This window comes from Streptomyces sp. NPDC001717 (assembly GCF_042892775.1).
In the GTDB taxonomy this organism is placed as follows: Bacteria; Actinomycetota; Actinomycetes; order Streptomycetales; family Streptomycetaceae; genus Streptomyces.
Window position 1 is genome coordinate 81,120 of record NZ_JBIAUK010000002.1, and the last position, 15,379, is coordinate 96,498.

The window sequence follows — 15,379 nt, forward strand, 5'->3', positions numbered from 1 at the left end:
AGTCGCACCGCTGGCGCACGCGGGCCACGGGCCGGAGTGTTCGAAGGTTGAGGGGCCGTTGTCAGCGCGGCGCGCTTCACTGTCCGCCATGGAGCTCACGCAAACGGACGTCAACGATCTGCTGGCCCGACTCGGCCCCGGGACCAGCTACATGTACCTGCCCGGCGATCTGGACCTGCCGGACCTGGCCGACCTACTCGAAGGCAGGTATGGCGCCCCGCGCACCCTCATCCTCGATGGCTTCACCGATCCGACGGTCGACGATTCCAAGGGGGCCGCCCTCATCATCCCTTTCGAGGACCGAGCCGTGACGCTACGGGCGTGGGCGTACGGGGACCAGTGGATTGGCACGGGGACGGTGCGGGACGCCGAGGGGCCCGAGCGGTCGGTGCTGGTGATCGCTCCCAGAGAGGTGCCCCAACCCTCGGGCGTCGCTCCGGACGAGGACGGGGACATCGACTGGATGGAGCGGCTCAGACTGATCACCGGCTGGACACACTCCGACCAGCGGCCGGACATGGACTGGACGGAGATGGAGTCCCGCCTGGGCACCGCGCTGCCGAGCGACTACAAGCACATGGTCCAGACGTTCGGCAAGGGCGCCTTCGACGGATTCCTGGACCTGAACCAGGAGCCGTGGACGAGTCTCAGGGAAGACGGCCTGCTCATCTGGGCCGGCACGGAGCACGAGAACCTGTATTGCTGGAGGGCCGACGGCGGCGACCCCGACCGTTGGCCTGTCGTGGTCCGGTCCTTCGACGGTGAGGACGTCGCCTTCGACTGCCAAGCCGCCGAGTTCGTCTGCCGCATCCTCATCGATCCGCATCACCCGTTCACGATGGCCTGCTTCTTCGATACTCACTGGTTCATGAACTACGGGCACAGCGACTGACCGAGCCCTGCTGTCAACGGGATCCACAGCGCGGTTGGCGGTGCCTTCGGGGAGCAGGGCGGAAAACCCTGCTGTGGCCACCGCTCGGCGATCCCCGGCGTGCCCGGGCACAGCTGCTGTATCTCCTCGGGCCGGACCGGCCGGGGCCGGTGGTCAGCCTTCGACTCCGGTCGTGTGGTGCGCGGCACCAACGGGTTTGGATTCCGGGGAGCCGCGCTGGCGGAGGTAGATCGACAGGACGACCATGGCGGCGACGGCGAGGAGTTCGGACTGCCAGTTCTGCAGGGTCCGGTTCCAGAAGTCGGGGGTGACGATGTAGCCGCCCCAACTGAGTGGTTCTTCGAGCTGCCGCAGTTGCTGATCGTTGTAGGCGGCAGTGCCGGTGATGGACTGGGCCAGCCACGACAGCACGAACAGCAGCCCCATCACCGTGCCGAGAGAGCGGGAGTACAGCGTCTGGCGCCAGTCCTTTGTACCGGCCCAACGGGGCGAGTCGGCCCGCGCATGGTCGCCCATGCGCTGCTCCTCCTCACTCTCGGTGCCCGCCTCGTGGACCTTCTTCGACTCCGGCGAGCCGCGCTGGACGAGGTAGACGGTGCCGAAGATGTAGAGGAAGAACTGCAGGAACTCCGACTGCCAGTTCTCCGTCACGTCCACGGCGAAGTCCGAGGACGTCAGGTATTCGCCGAACGCGAGCGGCTGCAGTCCCTCCACCGTGAGCTGCTCGTTGAACTCCGCTTGACCGACGACGGCCTGGCAGGCCAGGACCACCAGGAACGCGGTGCCGAACGCCAGTGTCAGGCTGTTGTCCCGCCAGAAACTCCCCCGGTGTTCACGATCGTCGTTCATCGCTGGAGCATCCCGATGGTGATGAAGTAGCCGAGGCCGCCCAGGATCACGGCCAGGACGGCAACGAAGAGACCACGCACGTCACGCTCCTTTCACCCGGCATTGGTAGGGCTGGTCCGGGCGTGGCGTACAGCCGGCGGCCACGACCTTCCAGGCGCCGGTGAACTGCGACAGGAACAGGGTGTCGCCGGCCATCCGCACCATCGCCTGCCTGCCGTACGCGTCCACACTCTGCGGGCGGCCGGCCCGGGGCAGCTCCTCGCCCGCGAGCGCCCGCGCGCAGCCCTGCTGCTTGTCCTGTTCGAGCTGCTCACGGGTGGACGGAGCCAGCATGGTGCAGGCCCTGGCGTGGTCACCGACGGCCAGCGCCTCTTCGAACGCCGATCCCGCCCGGGCCGCGGCGTCTTCCCGCGCCGCGGGGCCCCCGCACCCGGCCAAGGCGAGGACGACCGCGCACAGCACCACCGTGCGCAGGCTGCGCGGGGACGTATGGTGCGGCCGTGTCACTTGGAGTCGGCGCTGGGCACGGCCAGCGGGTCCCGAGGCGCGTCGTCCTTCGCGGTCTGCATCTGATCGCCCAGCTCGGTGAGCCGGTTTCTGCCCATGGCCTTGCGGACGTCGGGGAACCAGTCCTGCTCCTCTTCCTCGACGTGGTGGCGTACCTGCTCCATCAGCACGCTCATCTTGGCCTTGAACCGCTCGTCGGCCGGATCCATGCCCTTGAGCTCGGACAGCATCCACACCACTGCGTGGTGCTCCTCGATGCTCTCCAGGATGTGATCGGTCGTATCGGGCGCGGCCTCGCGGGCGGCGGGGTAGAAGTACTTCTCCTCGATCCAGGCGTGCACGGTCAGTTCCTCGATGACCTTGTCGGCGATCTCCCGGCGCTCGGTGGTGTCGTCATCGTCGGTCTTCTCGAACTGCTTGAAGAGCTTCTCGACCGTCTTGTGGTCCTCGCGCAGCAGCACGATCGCATCCATGACCAGTCCCCTCGGCTCAGGTGTGGATACGGCTGTTGGCGCCGTCGTGGGCGTCGGCGTGTTCGTCGTCGAACCAGTAGTCCCCGGCCGCGAGGTAGCGGAAGGAATGCCTCGCGCGATTGGGCAGGGAAACCGTGGCGGCCCGGGTCCCGTCACCACGGGACGTCAGGGGGTGAGCGGAGGGGTTCCAGTGGTTGAAGTCCCCCACCACGCTGACAGGGCCGGGCGGGGTGCCCTCGGGCAGGACGAAGGTGACCTGGGTGCGACCCTTGAGCTGCTTGCGTTCGAGCAACGGAAACTCCCAGCGGAAGAATGCGGGACAGAGGCCCCCGCACCGTCACACAGGCACACCCGTACCCAGCCCTCCCCACGCCGCCCATAGCGGGGCAGTCACCCGGGCGGCCGCCGGACACCCACCCCCGCACGCGGTGCGCAGCCCGGCCGCCGCTCGCAGGCCATAGCGTGGCCGCACAGGCCTGAAAGGAGAAAAGGTGCAACCCCATGAAGGCGACGGCGGTGGAAGTGAAGCGATCGACGTCGAGGACGTCGGCGATGTCACCGTGGTCCGTCCCCACGGCGAGATGGACATCGCCCGCGCCACCGCCTTCCGCCAGGTGTTGCTGACCGCCCTGCAGACCGAGGTCCGTCCCCACGAAGTCTGCGTGGATCTCCAGCACCTGTTCTTCTGTGACTCCTCCGGCCTCAACGCACTTCTCAATGCCCGCGCCGTCGCCGATCAGACCGGGCAGCGGCTCTCTCTCGCCGCTCCGACCTCCCAGTTCATGCGCCTGCTGGAGATCACCGGCACCGACGATCTCTTCCCCATCGAGCCTGCGCCTCCCTCCTGATCCCGACGCGTCACGCATGCCCACCTGAACCACCCCGTCGCAGGCCGGTTCCCGTGCAGGTCCTGGAACAGCACGGGAACCGGTCTCATCCGGCCAGCGTGACCATCCGCCGATACTCCATCTGATCCGTCCGTCTGGCCGTGAGATGGACGCGGACATCCGGCAGGGACTCCTTCAGAGCGGTGTCGGTGTAGCCGTCCGTGTCGGCCTCCTCCTGCGGGACAGCACACACCACATCGCCAAGCGACCCCGGGGCGTGCGCTTTCACCGTACGCCCCCGCATTCCAGCTCACGGCGGCCGGAAATTGCCACGGCCTCCTTCAAAGACGCCGGCCGAAGGCCCCGGCAGGCGTAAGGCCGCTGGAGCGGGGAAGAAGCAACCGATACCAGCCTGGTCTGGTGGGAGACCCCGCGCCACCACACGGTCACCTGGGGTGGCTGACGGTTCGGTGCGGGTTGTCTTGTCCGGCTTTGCGCGGCCCGGCGCCGCGCGCTTGACGGCCGACTCCGCCCCGACCTCGGGGAGCCGACCGTGAGGGGCTCCGAGAAAGGGCGGCGCCGGCCGTGCAACCCCTCGACATCGCTGTCCGCGCGCATCCGAAGCGGACCATCGTGACTTTGGCAGGCACCATCGACATGGACACCTGCCCTTACTTCACCCAGGTCATCAACGCCCTGCACCTTGACGGCCGGACCCTGGTCCTGGACCTGACCGCACTCACCTTCATGGACTCCTCCGGCCTCAACGCCTTCCTCGCCCTCCGCCAACGTGCCGAAACCGAAGGCGGCAGTCTGTAACTGGTCTGCGTCCCCCCACAGGCCCTGCGCGTCCTCGACCTCACCGGCACCCGTACCCCGCCGCCCAACGCGGCCCCGGGAGACCTGCCACATCGTCTGACCCGCCCCCGGTAGCCGGCCTCCGCCGGAGTTCCACCCATGGGCCGCCCGGAGGAAGGAGTACACGGCCAACGGTGCCGCGAGGCCTGGTGGATCGGGGGGAAGGCCACCGGCCCCAGCGGCACCTACACCGCACCTGCCCCACATCCCCGCGCCGAACCGTCGCCGATGACGAGTCTGCTCCTGAACCCCCGGCTGCCCCGGGCTGAGGTAAGCCACCGAGCCGACGGAAGGTGCCTCCGTCGCGTCGGCCCGGTGGTGGCCGCCCCCGGTTTGCACGCCCCTCAGCGCCCCTCAGCGCCCATCTGCGGCCAGCAGCCGCAGCGCCTCCAGGGCGACGGTGGCGGCTCGGCCGATGCCGTCGGCTACCACTCGGCGGTGCGGGTTGTAGCCGCCGGTCGCCTGCTCGTCCACGAGTTCGTCGGCGTTCGCCCCGTCCACCACCAGCACTCCCCCTGCGGTCAGTCCGCGCAGCGAGGCCGTCACCAGCAGGGCGGAAAGTTCCATCTCGATCGCGACGACGCCGGCTTTGCCGTAGTCGGTGAAGGGGATGAGGCCGGGCTGGAAGGCGGCGCGCGTCCAGACGACGCCGCGGTGGTGGGGAACGCCCGCGTCGCGGGCCGCCCGCTGGAGCGCCAGTACCGCCTCGGGCGTGGACACCGCGGGATACTCCGGTGGCAGCAGCTGCCCGGTGACCCCGTCGTCGCGTATCGCCGCCTCCGCGATCACCAGGTCTCCGTCGGCGGTGCCGGGCCGGATCGCCCCCGCCGTGCCGAGCCTGATGAGGGTGCGCACACCCGCGTCGGCCAGCTCCCGGAAGAGCAGGACGGCCCCGGGGGCGCCGACCCCGTGCGAGGCGACCGCCACCGGAAGTCCTTGCCGGCTCCCGGTGAAGAGACGGAATTCGCGGTGGTGGGACACCTCCTTGGCGTCTTCGAGCAGTCCCGCGACGGCTTCGGCCCGGGCCGGGTCGCCGACGACGAGCGCGTGGGCCGGGAGGCCGGTGCGCGGGATGCGGGTGAGGGGTAGCAGTTCTTGTGTCATACGACGGCTCCGGTAGTACGGCGGCCGGCACGGCGGCGGCCGGCGGTGGTCAGGAAGAGGGCCGCGAGCGTGACGGCGTACGGTGCGGCGTCCGTGGCCTGCTGCGGGAGGCCGAGGCCCTGCAAGCGGAAGCCGGCCGCTTCGGTGACGGCGAAGAGCAGGGCCGCGAGCAGCACTCCGACGGGTGCGGCGCGGCCGAGCATGACGGCGACCACCGCGATCCAGCCGCGGCCCGCGGTCATGTTCTCCGAAAACAAGGTGACGTTACCGAGGGCGAGTTGGGCGCCGGCCAGACCGCACAGAACGCCGGCGGCCAGGACCGCGCCGTAGCGGTACTTGACGGGGCTCACTCCCAGTGCCGCCGCGGCGTCGGGTGCTTCGCCGACCCCGCGCAGCCGCAGCCCCCACACGTGTCGGGACAGCGTGAAGGCGGTGAGCAGGGCGGCGGACCAGCTGAGGTAGGCGAGGGGTGACTGGCCTCCGATCAGCGGGAGTCCGGTCAGCCGGGGGTCGTCGAAGGTGCCCCGCACGCCGAAGACCGTACGCAGCAGGAAGCCGGTGAGTCCGACGGCGAGGAGGTTCATGGCCACGCCCAGCACCACCGCGTCGCCGCGCAGCGTCACCGCGCCCACGGCCAGGATCAAGGAGTACGCGGCGGCGGCGAGCGCTGCCGCGAGCACTCCGAGCCACGGGCTCCCGGTGAACCAGCTGGTGGTGACGGCGCTGAAGCAGCCGATCAGCATCATGCCTTCGAGACCGATGTTGAAGACGCCCGCCCGTTCGCAGATCGCGCCGCCGAGCGCGGCGAGCAGGATCGGGGTGAGCGCGCGCAGCACCGAGAGGAAGAGGTCGGATTCGAGGGACATCAGGCAGCCTTCCCGTTCTCTTGCCCGCGGCGTCCGGTCCGGCGCCAGGTCATCCGGAGCCGGGAGGCGAGCAGGACGATGACCAGGGCCTGCAACACCTGCGTCAGTTCGCGCGGCACCTCGGTGGCCCGCTCCATGCTCAGCCCGCCGACCTGCAGGACGGTGAAGAAGAGCGCGGCGAGCACCGTGCCGAGGGGAGCGGCGGCGGCGAGCAGCGCCGCCGTGAGACCCGTCCAGGTGTAGCCGGGCGCGGTGAGCGCGCCGTCGAGGAAGCGGTACGGGAAGCTCAGTACTCCGATCGCTCCCACCAGTCCCGCGATCGCGCCGGATGTGGCCATCAGCCGCAGGGTCAGTCGGGCCCGGTCCACGCCGGCATAGGCGGCGAAACGCGGATTGAGGCCGGTCATGCGGACCTCGTAGCCGGCGCTGGTACGCGCGTCGACGAAGGAGTGGGCGATGGCTGCGGCGATCACGAGGAGCAGACCGACGGTCACCGTGGTCGACCCGAACGCGGGCAGGGCCACGCCTTCGGCGAGCCGTCTGGTCTGCGGCAGGCTGGAGCCGGGCTCTTTCAGCGGGTACCGCACCAGGTAGGAGGCGAAGGAGACCGCGGGATAGGACAGGAGCAGGCTGCTGACCAGCAGGGGGACTCCGAGGCGGGTCTCGCACACCGCGGCGAGTACGGCGTACGCGGCTCCGGCCGCCATGCCGGCGAGGAGGGCCGCGGCTACGGCGAGGGGTGCGGGCAGCGGTGCGTAGAGGCCGGTGACGGTGGCGGTGAGGCCGCCGAGCACCAGTTGTCCGTCGCCGCCCAGGTTGACGATGCCGGCGCGCAGCGGCACGGACAGTGCGAGGGCCATGCCCAGGACGCTGGTGCCGGTGGTCAGGGTGGCCGCGAGCCCGTCGGGGCCGAGGGATCCGCTCAGGACGGCGCCGTACGCGGTGAGCGGGTCCGCCCCGGTCGCTGCCAGGAGGAGCGTTCCGACGAGGAGGGCCGCGACGACGGAGGACAGGACGGGTGAGCGCGCCGCGGACGCGAGGGGCGAGGGGGTGGCCGATGTGGTCATGTCAGTTCGCCGTTCCCGCCCCGGCCATGGCGAGGCCCAGGCCGTGTTCGTCGGCGTCGTCCCGGGTGTGGGAAGCCGAGATCCGGCCTTCGTACATCACCAGGATCCGGTCCGAGAGGCTGCGGATCTCGCTGAGTTCGGCCGAGACCAGGAGCACCGCGTGGCCCGCGTCCCGGCAGGCGATCAGCTGTTCGTGGATCTGCTGGATCGCGCCGACGTCCACGCCGCGGGTGGGTTGTTCCACCAGGAGGAGTGGGGCGTCGTGGGCGAGTTCGCGGCCGACCAGCAGCTTTTGGAGGTTGCCGCCGGACAGTGCGCCCGCCGGGGTCCCGGGTGAGGGGGTCTTGATGCCGAAGCGTTCGATGAGGGAGCGGGCGTGTGCGCGCAGGGCAGCGGGACGCAGCAGTCCGTGTCGGGTGGCCGGCGGCCGCCGGTGGTGTCCCATCGCCAGGTTGTCGGCCACCGAGGCGGCGGGAGCGGTGCCCACCGCCGCACGGTCCTCCGGTATGTAGGCGAGGCCGGCGGCACGGCGGGCGGCCGGTGAGGCGTGGGTGATGTCGTGCCCGGTGAGCTCGATGCGTCCGGCCTCGACGGGGCGCAGCCCGGCGAGGGCCTCGATCAGCTCGCTCTGGCCGTTGCCCGCGACGCCGGCGATGCCGACGATCTCGCCGGCGCGCACGGTCAGGTCCACCCCACGGACTCCCGAGACGGACAGCACGACCTCGCCGGGGGTCCCGGGCGGATGGACGCGGTCCAACTCGACCCGGCGGCCGGTCATCGCCCCGGCGATCTCGGCCGCGGTGGTGTCGGCGGTCCGCAGTCGGGCCGTGACCCGTCCGTCGCGCAGCACCGTGACGTTGTGGGCGCCCTCCAGTACTTCATGCAGTTTGTGGGTCACGAGGATCACGGAACGCCCCTGGGCGGCAAGAGATTCGAGGACCGCGAACAGCCGGACTGCCTCGTCGGGCGTGAGGACGGCCGTCGGCTCGTCGAGGATCAGGACGCGGGCACCGCGGTACAACAGCTTCAGGATCTCCACCCGCTGCCGTACTCCGACGGGCAGGTCGCCGACGCGCGCGTCGGGGTCGACGGGCAACCCGTGTTCCTCGGCGAGTTCGCGGACCCGTCGGCGCGCGGCCGCCCGGTCGAGGAGGCCGAACCTGCGCGGCTCGGCCCTGAAGACGACGTTTTCGGCGACGGTCAGCGAGTCGAAGAGCCGGAAGCTCTGGTGGACCATGCCGAGTCCGGCGGCGATCGCGTCGGCCGGGCCGGAAAAGTCCACCTCGCGCCCGTGGATGCGGATCGTTCCCGCGTCCGGCCGCTCCGTCCCGTAGAGGACGGACATGAGGGTGGACTTCCCAGCGCCGTTCTCCCCCATCAGGGCGTGGATCTCGCCGCGCCGCACGCTGAGGTCGACGGCGTCGTTCGCGAGCGTGCCGGGGTACCGCTTGGTGATTCCTGTGAGCTCGACGACCGTCTCTGCGGGGTCACTTGGCGGCGGGGTCATCAACCTTCAGCTCTCCGGAGACGATCTGGTCACGCAGCCTCTTCACCTGGTCCAGGACCGGGGCGTGCTGGGCGATGACGCACTGGGAGTCGACGACGCCCTGCTCCAGGCCGGTCAGGCTGATGCCGCCCTCCTTGAGCCCGTACGAGACGATCTGGCCGCCCTTGCCGCCGATCGCCTGCTCGATGCCCTTCTCCACGGCGACATCGGTCTTCTTGATGACGTTGTCGACGACGGTGCCGGGCGCGGAGACGCACTGGTTGACGTCCACTCCGTACGCGAAGGCGCCCTTGGCCTTCGCCGCCTCGAAGACGCCGTAATTGCCGGCGGCCGCGGCCGCCATGAGCTGGTCCGTCCCACCCGAGATCAGCGAGCTCGCCTGCTCCTTGGCGCGGGCGGAGTCGTTGAAGGGCGACTGGCCGCCGACGAATCGGGTGGCCGCCTCGCTCGCGGGCGCGGTCTTCTTCGCCCCGGCCGCGAACGGTTCGCTGTACCGGCGGAACTGGGGGGTGTCGAGCACGTCGACCGCCCCGACCTTGCCGCTCTTGCTCAGCAGTCCGGCCTCGGCTCCGGCCAGGAACACTCCTTCGTGCTCCCGGAAGACGGCGCAGCTCACGTTCGCGTACGTCTGCTTGGTGCAGGCGTCGACCACCAGGAAGCTCTGGTCGGGGTGGGCTTCGGCCTGCTGGGCGACGAGGTCGGCGAATTCGAAGCCGACCAGGACGATCACCTTGGGCTTGGCGTCCACCGCGGCCTGGACGTTCTGCTGCCGGGAGGCCGCGTCGGTGGACTCGTACACCTTCGAGCTGCCGGAGCGCGCTCCGGCCGCCGCCTTCACGCCGTCCACCGCGAGCTTGAGGAATTCGTTCTGTCCCACCGCGTCGGGGGTGACGAGCGTGAACGCCGGGCCGGCGCTCTTGCCGTCCTCGTCCTTCTTCGCCGCCGCGGCATTGCAGCCGGTGGCGAGCAGGGCCCCTCCTGCCACGGCGGCGGCGAGTCGAAGGGCGCGGGTACGGGATCTCCGGGACATGGAGGTGCCTTCCAGGACGGTACGGGGGTACGGCAGTACGGGGGGATGCGCGAGGCACGCGGCCGCTCGTGGATGAACGGCGCGCGAAGTGTGTGAAATCGATGTGAAATCAGACGAGTTGTGAAAGCCTCGTCAGGCGTCCGGTGACGGAGCGGTCAGCCGCGACAGGCGTCGCTGGCGCACCGGCCGTAGTCGAGGTAGCGGCGCAGCGTCAGCAGCATGTGCGCTCTCCCCCCGGACTACCGTGCAACAGATCGTTGAGGCCAGGAGAGTAACACCCGGGTGCGTGTGACCGGTTCACCGTCTCGAACTGTGGTTCCCCGCCTCCTGTACGGTGACGCGCACCCCTCCCCCCTTTCTGCTTCGAGCTTTGGAGTGCACTGCCATGACCAGGGAACTGCGTGCCGTCGAGTGGGTCGGTGACGGCCTCGCGCTGATCGACCAGACCGCTCTGCCGCATCGCAAGGAGGTGCTGCACGTCGCGGACGTGGACGCTCTGGTGGATGCGATCGTGCGCCTCGTGGTGCGCGGAGCCCCGGCCATCGGGGCGGCCGGAGCCTACGGGGTGGCCATCGCGCTGCTGCAGGGGGAGCGCGAGGGCTGGGACCGTACGCGCATACGCGAGGAGGTCGCCCGGATCCGGGCGGCGCGACCGACGGCGGTCAACCTGGCCGTCTCCGTCGACCGGGTACTGGCGGCACTGGACGGCGGGCTGACGGCGGTCCTGGCCGAGGCCGCCGCCGTGCAGCGCGAGGACGTGGAAGCCAATCACGCCTTGGGCGCGCACGGCGTCGACTGGCTGCTGAAGCGACTCGACGAGGACCGTCCGCTGCGCATCCTGACGCACTGCAACACCGGCGCGCTCGCCACGGCCGGCTGGGGCACCGCGCTCGGAGTGATCCGTGAACTCCACGCTCGCGGGCAGTTGGAGACGGTGTACGCCGACGAGACCCGGCCGCTCCTGCAGGGAGCCCGGCTGACCGCCTGGGAGCTGGCCGAGGAGGGCATCGCGCACTACGTCCAGGCCGACGGCGCGGCCGCCGGAACCATTCTGCGCGGGGAGGTCGACGCCGTGGTGGTGGGCGCCGACCGGATCGCCGCGAACGGCGACACCGCGAACAAGGTCGGCACGGTAGCCCTCGCTCTGGCGTGCGCGCACGCGGGCATCCCGTTCCTCGTGGCCGCACCCACCACGACGGTGGATCTGGCCACGGTGAGCGGCGAGGACATCCCCATCGAGCTGCGCGGCGAGGAGGAGGTGTTGGAATGGGCGGGCGTCCGTACCGCTCCGGCCGGTTCCCGCGGCCACAACCCGGCCTTCGACGTGACACCGGGCAGCCTGGTGACGGCGCTGGTCACCGAGCGCGGCGTACTCGAGGTGTCGGCGGGCGAGCTCCCCTCGGACCACCTGGTCTGACGCGGGGCACGGCTCGGGGGCGCTCCCCGCGCGGGAAGCGCCCTCGGCACCGCGGCACGAAGGACGTGCGATCAGCCCGTCGTCAGCCTCAACTCCAGCTCCAGCAGCCATTCCACGACCTCGGTGTGGTGGCGTGCCTGACGCGGCGAGTCGCCCCACGCGTACAGGCCGTGCCCCGCCACGACCACCGCCGGCATCCGCGGATCGCGAGCGGCTTCCAGCCGGTCCCCCAGGACCCGCATGTCCTGACTGTTGGCGATCACGGGCAGGGTGATCTCCTCCCCCTCCGCCGGATGGCCGACGCCCTTGAGCATCTCCAGGTCCTTCAGAACGATGCCGCCCGGCTGCTTGCGTCCCATGAGCACGGAGGCGACCGTGTGCACGTGCACCACCGCGTTCGCACCCGTCAGGCGGGCCACGCGCGCGTGCAGCTCCGCTTCGGCGGACGGCTTTCCGCCGCTCAGCGCCGCACCCTGCTCATCGACCAACACCACATCATGCGCCGCGAGTTCACCCTTGTCGTGACCGCTCGCCGTGACGGCCAGCCGGAACGGGTCGCGGGAGAGGAGTACCGAGAGGTTGCCGGAGGTGCCGCGCATCCAGCCGAACGAGGCGAAGCGCGCCGCTTCGGCCGCCAGCACCGCACCCGCCTGCTCCAGGTCGGTCGACGTCGTCATGCTCCGCTCCCCCGTACATCGATGTGCTCGAAGGTCTCTGCCTCCGCGTGTCCTTGCAGGTCCTGCGCGTAGTACGGCTCCTGCGGCCTGCGCACAGCCACGGTCCGCCAGCCCGCCGCCCTGGCCGCGTCCAGCTCGCCCGGGCGGTCGGAGAGGAACAGCAGCCGGTCCGGGGAGATCCCGCTGTCCGCGGCGATCGTGCGGAAGGAGCCGGCTTCCAGCTTCGGGCCCGCGTTGCGGGTGTCGTACCAGCCGGTGACGAGCCCGCGCAGATCTCCCTCGGGGCTGTGCCCGAACCACGCCCGCTGCGCGGCCACCGATCCGGACGAGTACACGTACAGGCGCAGGCCCTCCGCGTGCCAGCGTCTCAGGGCGGGCACCACGTCGGCGTAGAAATGGGAGACGAGCTCGCCCCGTGCGAACCCCTCGGCCCACAGCACTCCCTGAAGGGTCTTCAGCGGCGTCACCTTCCGGTCCTCGTCGAGCCAGGCGTTCAGCGCCTGCTCGATCCGTGCCGGGCCCGCGTCCGGCTCGCCCAGCTCCGTGCGCACCTGGGCCAGGGCGCGCGCCACCTCCAGCTCGTCGGACCGCTCGGCGAGCAGGGCTCCGAACCGCTCGCGCGCGTACGGGTAGAGCACGTCGACGACGAAGCCGGTGGCGCTCGTGGTGCCCTCGACGTCCAGCACCACGGCGTCCACCACTCGGCTCACGCCGCGCCCTGCCCCGTGATCGTGTCGAAGTCGGGGAAGCGCCGCGAGATCCCGCTGCCGGTGAAGGTGCCGATCCAGCCGTCCTCCTCGTGGAAGAAGCGGATCGCGGTGAAGGCGGGCCGGGTACCCATGTCGAACCAGTGCGTGGTGCCCTTCGGCACGCCGAGGAGGTCGCCCCGCTCGCACAGCACCGCGTGCACTTCCCCTCCCACGTGCAGGTAGAAGATGCCGGAGCCCGCGACGAAGAAGCGCACTTCGTCATCGTCGTCGTGCGTGTGCTCCTCCAGGAACTTCGTCCGCGCGGCCTTCGCCTTCTCGGCGAAACCGGGGTCGTCGTCACCGGGGTGCAGGGCGACGACGTCGACGGTGGCGAAGCCCTCCGTGGCGGTCAGCCGGTCTATCTCGGCCCGGTAGGCGCTGAAGACGGCATCGCTGTCGGCGTCGGGCGCCAGGTCCTCGCGTACCGGCCAACGCTCGTAGCGGACCCCGATCGGCGCCAGGGCGGCGGCGATCTCGGCAGGCTCGGAAGTACGGCGTACGACGGTCTCGGGACCGCTCTCCGGCCAGGTCGTCAGCAGCGTCACGGAATGCTCCGGGGGATGAGATGGGTGCGGGGGTGGGCTCCTCGACGGCCCGACCCCGGCCCGATTCTCGCCGCCCGTTGTTGCCACAGCATGGCGGCCGTATGGCAGGTGCCACGGGTGGCCGGCCCCGCGCGCGTGACCGCCCCGCCATACCGCGCGTGCCATCGAGGACGGCACGGACTCCTACCGCCTTGCCACCAACCGCGCCCGCGAAGGAATCGAGACGAGCCGTCGTACCCGGCGGGGTGGCGCGGCCGTGCGCCGGTCCCCTCACGACCGCACTCGTGCACGAGCAGGTAGTGGTCCAGGACGCCGGCCGTGGGCCGGCCGGCCGCGTGCCGCGGAGTCTCCGGTCGGCCTGGGCCGTGGTCGCGGTCGGCCGGGCGGCCTGGATGTCTTCTCCGACCTGCGGCCCCGCGACAGAGCCGGCGCCGGGAGGGGTCGCCCGTCGGCTTCGCACAACCGTCATTGCCCCGTAACGCCGGATCGTTGACCGGTCTTCGTGCGCTTGCGAGCATCGGAGCTTGAGGTTGTCGGACTGGCCCCAGCGCCGGTACCCCCGGTTTCCGGGGCCGCCGTGCCGCCGTACCGCCGTGTGACCGACCCGGACCGAGGATCACCGATGCGACCAGCGCTCATCGCGACGCCGGGCGGGAAGACCGCCGCCGACCAGTCCGACGGTGCGACCGCCGTACTCCGGGCCGTACTGCACGGGGGCCCGCTGGCGCGCACCGCGATCATCGGGGAGACGGGGCTCAGCCCGGCCGCCGTGTCGCGGCACTCGGCCGAACTGCTCGCGATGGGGCTGGTATGGGAACCGCCCGAGCCCTCGCGGCGGCCCCGGCCGGGCCGGCCCCGCATCCCGCTGGACATCGAGACCTCGCACCACGTCGCGGTGGGCGTGCACATCTCGATGGCGCGGCTCACCTTCTCGCTCACCGATCTGCGCGGCGGTGTCATCGCGCACGAGCGTGTGCCCAGGCAGCCGCAGCACGGCGCCGCCCTGCACGACGTCGCCGCCCGGCTGCCCGGCTTTCTGCGCCGGTACGCCGGCGGCCGCTCCGTGCTCGGCCTGGGGGTGGTCACCGGCGGCTGGGTCGACCCGGACGCCGGGGTCCTCGTCGAGAACTCCGCCCTCGGCTGGCGTGACATCCCGCTGCGGCGCACGCTGCAACGGACGGTGGGGCTGCCGGTCCATGTGGAAGGCCACGCGCGGGCGTTGGCCCACGCGGAACTGCTGTTCGGCGCGAGCCGCGGCGGTGACCTGGTGCATGTGTTCGTCGGCAACGCCGTGGACGCGGCGATCGCCACCGGCGGCGTCCTCCTCCAGGGCCGCCGGTCCGGCGCCGGAGGCATCGCCCACCTGCCCGTCCCGGGCTCGACCGAGCCCTGCCCGTGTGGTCGTACCGGCTGTCTGCAGGCCACCGTCTCCGACCGGGCCGTCGCGCAGCGCGCCGTCGCGGCGGGCATCATCCCGCATCCCGACCTACGACTGCTCGTACGCGCCGCTCTGGCGGGCGACGCGCGTGCGATGGAACTGTGCCGCGCCCGGCTGCGGCTCATCGCGCACGCGGTACGTCCTCTGCTCGACCTGATCAGTCCGGACGCCCTGGTGCTGACCGAGTCCGCCACCCTCCGTCTCCCGCAACTGCTGGACGAGTTGATCGACGAACTGGAAAGCGACGGCGACCAGGTGCGTGTCGGATCCTTCGGTACGGACACGCTCGCGGTGGCGGCGACCGCGCCGGTGCTCGCGGCCGTCTACCGGGACCCGCTGGGACTGCGCACGGCCGGCAGCGCCCGGTGAGCCGAAGCGGGCCGGCGGGGATTCTTCCGCACCGACACAAAACATTGTCCGCACCGGCACCGCGGCAGCAGACTCCTCCCATGGACGCACAGCAGAGGGCCACGATCCGGGCAGCCGCAGGTCGGCACCCCGTGAACGCCTTCCGCGTGCACCACTTCGCCGGATTGGGCTGTCGCGCCCGCTGACCGGCGTTCCGCCGACGCG

General features: G+C 71.0%; 17 protein-coding genes. 5 read left to right on the forward strand and 12 right to left on the reverse strand.

What is annotated here, in order from left to right; all coding sequences use genetic code 11:
* The first annotated feature begins 88 nt into the window (after nt 1-88).
* Nucleotides 89-892 (forward strand): hypothetical protein, encoded by an 804-nt coding sequence (locus ACFYZL_RS04900; protein ID WP_384742932.1) that lies wholly within the window; start codon nt 89-91, stop codon nt 890-892.
* Nucleotides 893-1,045: 153 nt separating this feature from the next.
* Here ACFYZL_RS04900 and ACFYZL_RS04905 read toward each other — a convergent pair whose 3' ends face one another.
* The 4 genes from ACFYZL_RS04905 to ACFYZL_RS04920 all read right to left on the reverse strand — a co-directional run bounded on the left by ACFYZL_RS04905 (nt 1,046) and on the right by ACFYZL_RS04920 (nt 3,013).
* Nucleotides 1,046-1,741, reverse strand: coding sequence for a DUF6766 family protein (locus ACFYZL_RS04905; protein ID WP_388676056.1), 696 nt, complete (start codon nt 1,739-1,741; stop codon nt 1,046-1,048).
* An 81-nt stretch (nt 1,742-1,822) separates the two neighbouring features.
* Nucleotides 1,823-2,248, reverse strand: coding sequence for a hypothetical protein (locus ACFYZL_RS04910; RefSeq protein ID WP_388676059.1), 426 nt, complete (start codon nt 2,246-2,248; stop codon nt 1,823-1,825).
* On the reverse strand, nt 2,245-2,721 hold the full coding sequence (locus tag ACFYZL_RS04915; protein WP_384742941.1) for a hemerythrin domain-containing protein: 477 nt from the start codon (nt 2,719-2,721) through the stop codon (nt 2,245-2,247). Before ACFYZL_RS04915 ends, ACFYZL_RS04910 begins: the two co-directional genes overlap by 4 nt.
* Nucleotides 2,722-2,737: 16 nt before the next feature.
* Entirely contained in the window at nt 2,738-3,013 is a 276-nt protein-coding gene (locus tag ACFYZL_RS04920) for an isoamylase early set domain-containing protein (protein ID WP_384742944.1), read from the reverse strand.
* Nucleotides 3,014-3,212: 199 nt separating this feature from the next.
* On the opposite strand from ACFYZL_RS04920, the gene ACFYZL_RS04925 reads away from it, so the two are divergent.
* Nucleotides 3,213-3,569: an STAS domain-containing protein gene (locus tag ACFYZL_RS04925; protein ID WP_384587175.1), complete on the forward strand. Its 357-nt coding sequence runs from the start codon at nt 3,213-3,215 to the stop codon at nt 3,567-3,569.
* A 564-nt stretch (nt 3,570-4,133) separates the two neighbouring features.
* Complete coding sequence (locus ACFYZL_RS04930) at nt 4,134-4,367, forward strand: STAS domain-containing protein (protein ID WP_388676063.1); 234 nt, start codon at nt 4,134-4,136, stop codon at nt 4,365-4,367.
* Between the two features lie 393 nt (nt 4,368-4,760).
* On the opposite strand, the gene ACFYZL_RS04935 is transcribed toward ACFYZL_RS04930, so the two are convergent.
* From ACFYZL_RS04935 to ACFYZL_RS04955, 5 genes are read right to left on the reverse strand one after another with little or no spacing between them, the layout of a single operon-like run.
* Nucleotides 4,761-5,510, reverse strand: a complete 750-nt coding sequence (locus ACFYZL_RS04935) for a nucleoside phosphorylase (RefSeq protein WP_388676066.1) — start codon at nt 5,508-5,510, stop codon at nt 4,761-4,763.
* Entirely contained in the window at nt 5,507-6,376 is an 870-nt protein-coding gene (locus ACFYZL_RS04940) for an ABC transporter permease (RefSeq protein WP_388676069.1), read from the reverse strand. Before ACFYZL_RS04940 ends, ACFYZL_RS04935 begins: the two co-directional genes overlap by 4 nt.
* Entirely contained in the window at nt 6,376-7,443 is a 1,068-nt protein-coding gene (locus ACFYZL_RS04945) for an ABC transporter permease (RefSeq protein WP_388676072.1), read from the reverse strand. The genes ACFYZL_RS04940 and ACFYZL_RS04945 overlap by 1 nt, the downstream gene beginning before the upstream one ends.
* 1 nt (nt 7,444) lies before the next feature.
* A complete protein-coding gene (locus ACFYZL_RS04950) occupies nt 7,445-8,950 on the reverse strand; it encodes an ABC transporter ATP-binding protein (RefSeq protein WP_388676075.1) in 1,506 nt (501 codons plus the stop codon).
* Nucleotides 8,931-9,980: a BMP family ABC transporter substrate-binding protein gene (locus ACFYZL_RS04955; RefSeq protein WP_388676078.1), complete on the reverse strand. Its 1,050-nt coding sequence runs from the start codon at nt 9,978-9,980 to the stop codon at nt 8,931-8,933. Before ACFYZL_RS04955 ends, ACFYZL_RS04950 begins: the two co-directional genes overlap by 20 nt.
* A gap of 385 nt (nt 9,981-10,365) precedes the next feature.
* Here ACFYZL_RS04955 and mtnA point away from each other — a divergent pair, with 385 nt between their 5' ends.
* Nucleotides 10,366-11,397, forward strand: coding sequence for an S-methyl-5-thioribose-1-phosphate isomerase (gene mtnA, locus ACFYZL_RS04960; RefSeq protein WP_388676081.1), 1,032 nt, complete (start codon nt 10,366-10,368; stop codon nt 11,395-11,397).
* Nucleotides 11,398-11,468: 71 nt separating this feature from the next.
* Here the strand turns inward: mtnA and mtnB are convergent, their stop codons facing one another.
* From mtnB to ACFYZL_RS04975, 3 genes are read right to left on the reverse strand one after another with little or no spacing between them, the layout of a single operon-like run.
* A complete protein-coding gene (mtnB, locus tag ACFYZL_RS04965; RefSeq protein ID WP_388676084.1) occupies nt 11,469-12,074 on the reverse strand; it encodes a methylthioribulose 1-phosphate dehydratase in 606 nt (201 codons plus the stop codon).
* Nucleotides 12,071-12,784, reverse strand: coding sequence for an acireductone synthase (mtnC, locus tag ACFYZL_RS04970; RefSeq protein ID WP_388676087.1), 714 nt, complete (start codon nt 12,782-12,784; stop codon nt 12,071-12,073). The genes mtnB and mtnC overlap by 4 nt, the downstream gene beginning before the upstream one ends.
* Nucleotides 12,781-13,368 carry an acireductone dioxygenase gene (locus ACFYZL_RS04975; RefSeq protein ID WP_388676090.1) on the reverse strand — a complete coding sequence of 196 codons (588 nt, stop codon included), beginning with the start codon at nt 13,366-13,368 and terminating at the stop codon, nt 12,781-12,783. The genes mtnC and ACFYZL_RS04975 overlap by 4 nt, the downstream gene beginning before the upstream one ends.
* 622 nt (nt 13,369-13,990) lie before the next feature.
* On the opposite strand from ACFYZL_RS04975, the gene ACFYZL_RS04980 reads away from it, so the two are divergent.
* Nucleotides 13,991-15,175, forward strand: a complete 1,185-nt coding sequence (locus ACFYZL_RS04980; protein ID WP_384742979.1) for an ROK family protein — start codon at nt 13,991-13,993, stop codon at nt 15,173-15,175.
* The last annotated feature ends 204 nt before the right edge of the window (nt 15,176-15,379 follow it).

Bases quoted from the DNA above. Each gene is read 5' to 3' on its own strand.
- ACFYZL_RS04935 (WP_388676066.1), bottom strand. From the start codon at position 5,510: ATGACACAAGAACTGCTACCCCTCACCCGCATCCCGCGCACCGGCCTC.
- mtnA (WP_388676081.1), top strand. From the start codon at position 10,366: ATGACCAGGGAACTGCGTGCCGTCGAGTGGGTCGGTGACGGCCTCGCG.
- ACFYZL_RS04950 (WP_388676075.1), bottom strand. From the start codon at position 8,950: ATGACCCCGCCGCCAAGTGACCCCGCAGAGACGGTCGTCGAGCTCACA.
- ACFYZL_RS04905 (WP_388676056.1), bottom strand. From the start codon at position 1,741: ATGAACGACGATCGTGAACACCGGGGGAGTTTCTGGCGGGACAACAGC.
- ACFYZL_RS04955 (WP_388676078.1), bottom strand. From the start codon at position 9,980: ATGTCCCGGAGATCCCGTACCCGCGCCCTTCGACTCGCCGCCGCCGTG.
- ACFYZL_RS04900 (WP_384742932.1), top strand. From the start codon at position 89: ATGGAGCTCACGCAAACGGACGTCAACGATCTGCTGGCCCGACTCGGC.
- ACFYZL_RS04945 (WP_388676072.1), bottom strand. From the start codon at position 7,443: ATGACCACATCGGCCACCCCCTCGCCCCTCGCGTCCGCGGCGCGCTCA.
- ACFYZL_RS04940 (WP_388676069.1), bottom strand. From the start codon at position 6,376: ATGTCCCTCGAATCCGACCTCTTCCTCTCGGTGCTGCGCGCGCTCACC.
- ACFYZL_RS04980 (WP_384742979.1), top strand. From the start codon at position 13,991: ATGCGACCAGCGCTCATCGCGACGCCGGGCGGGAAGACCGCCGCCGAC.
- ACFYZL_RS04915 (WP_384742941.1), bottom strand. From the start codon at position 2,721: ATGGATGCGATCGTGCTGCTGCGCGAGGACCACAAGACGGTCGAGAAG.
- mtnB (WP_388676084.1), bottom strand. From the start codon at position 12,074: ATGACGACGTCGACCGACCTGGAGCAGGCGGGTGCGGTGCTGGCGGCC.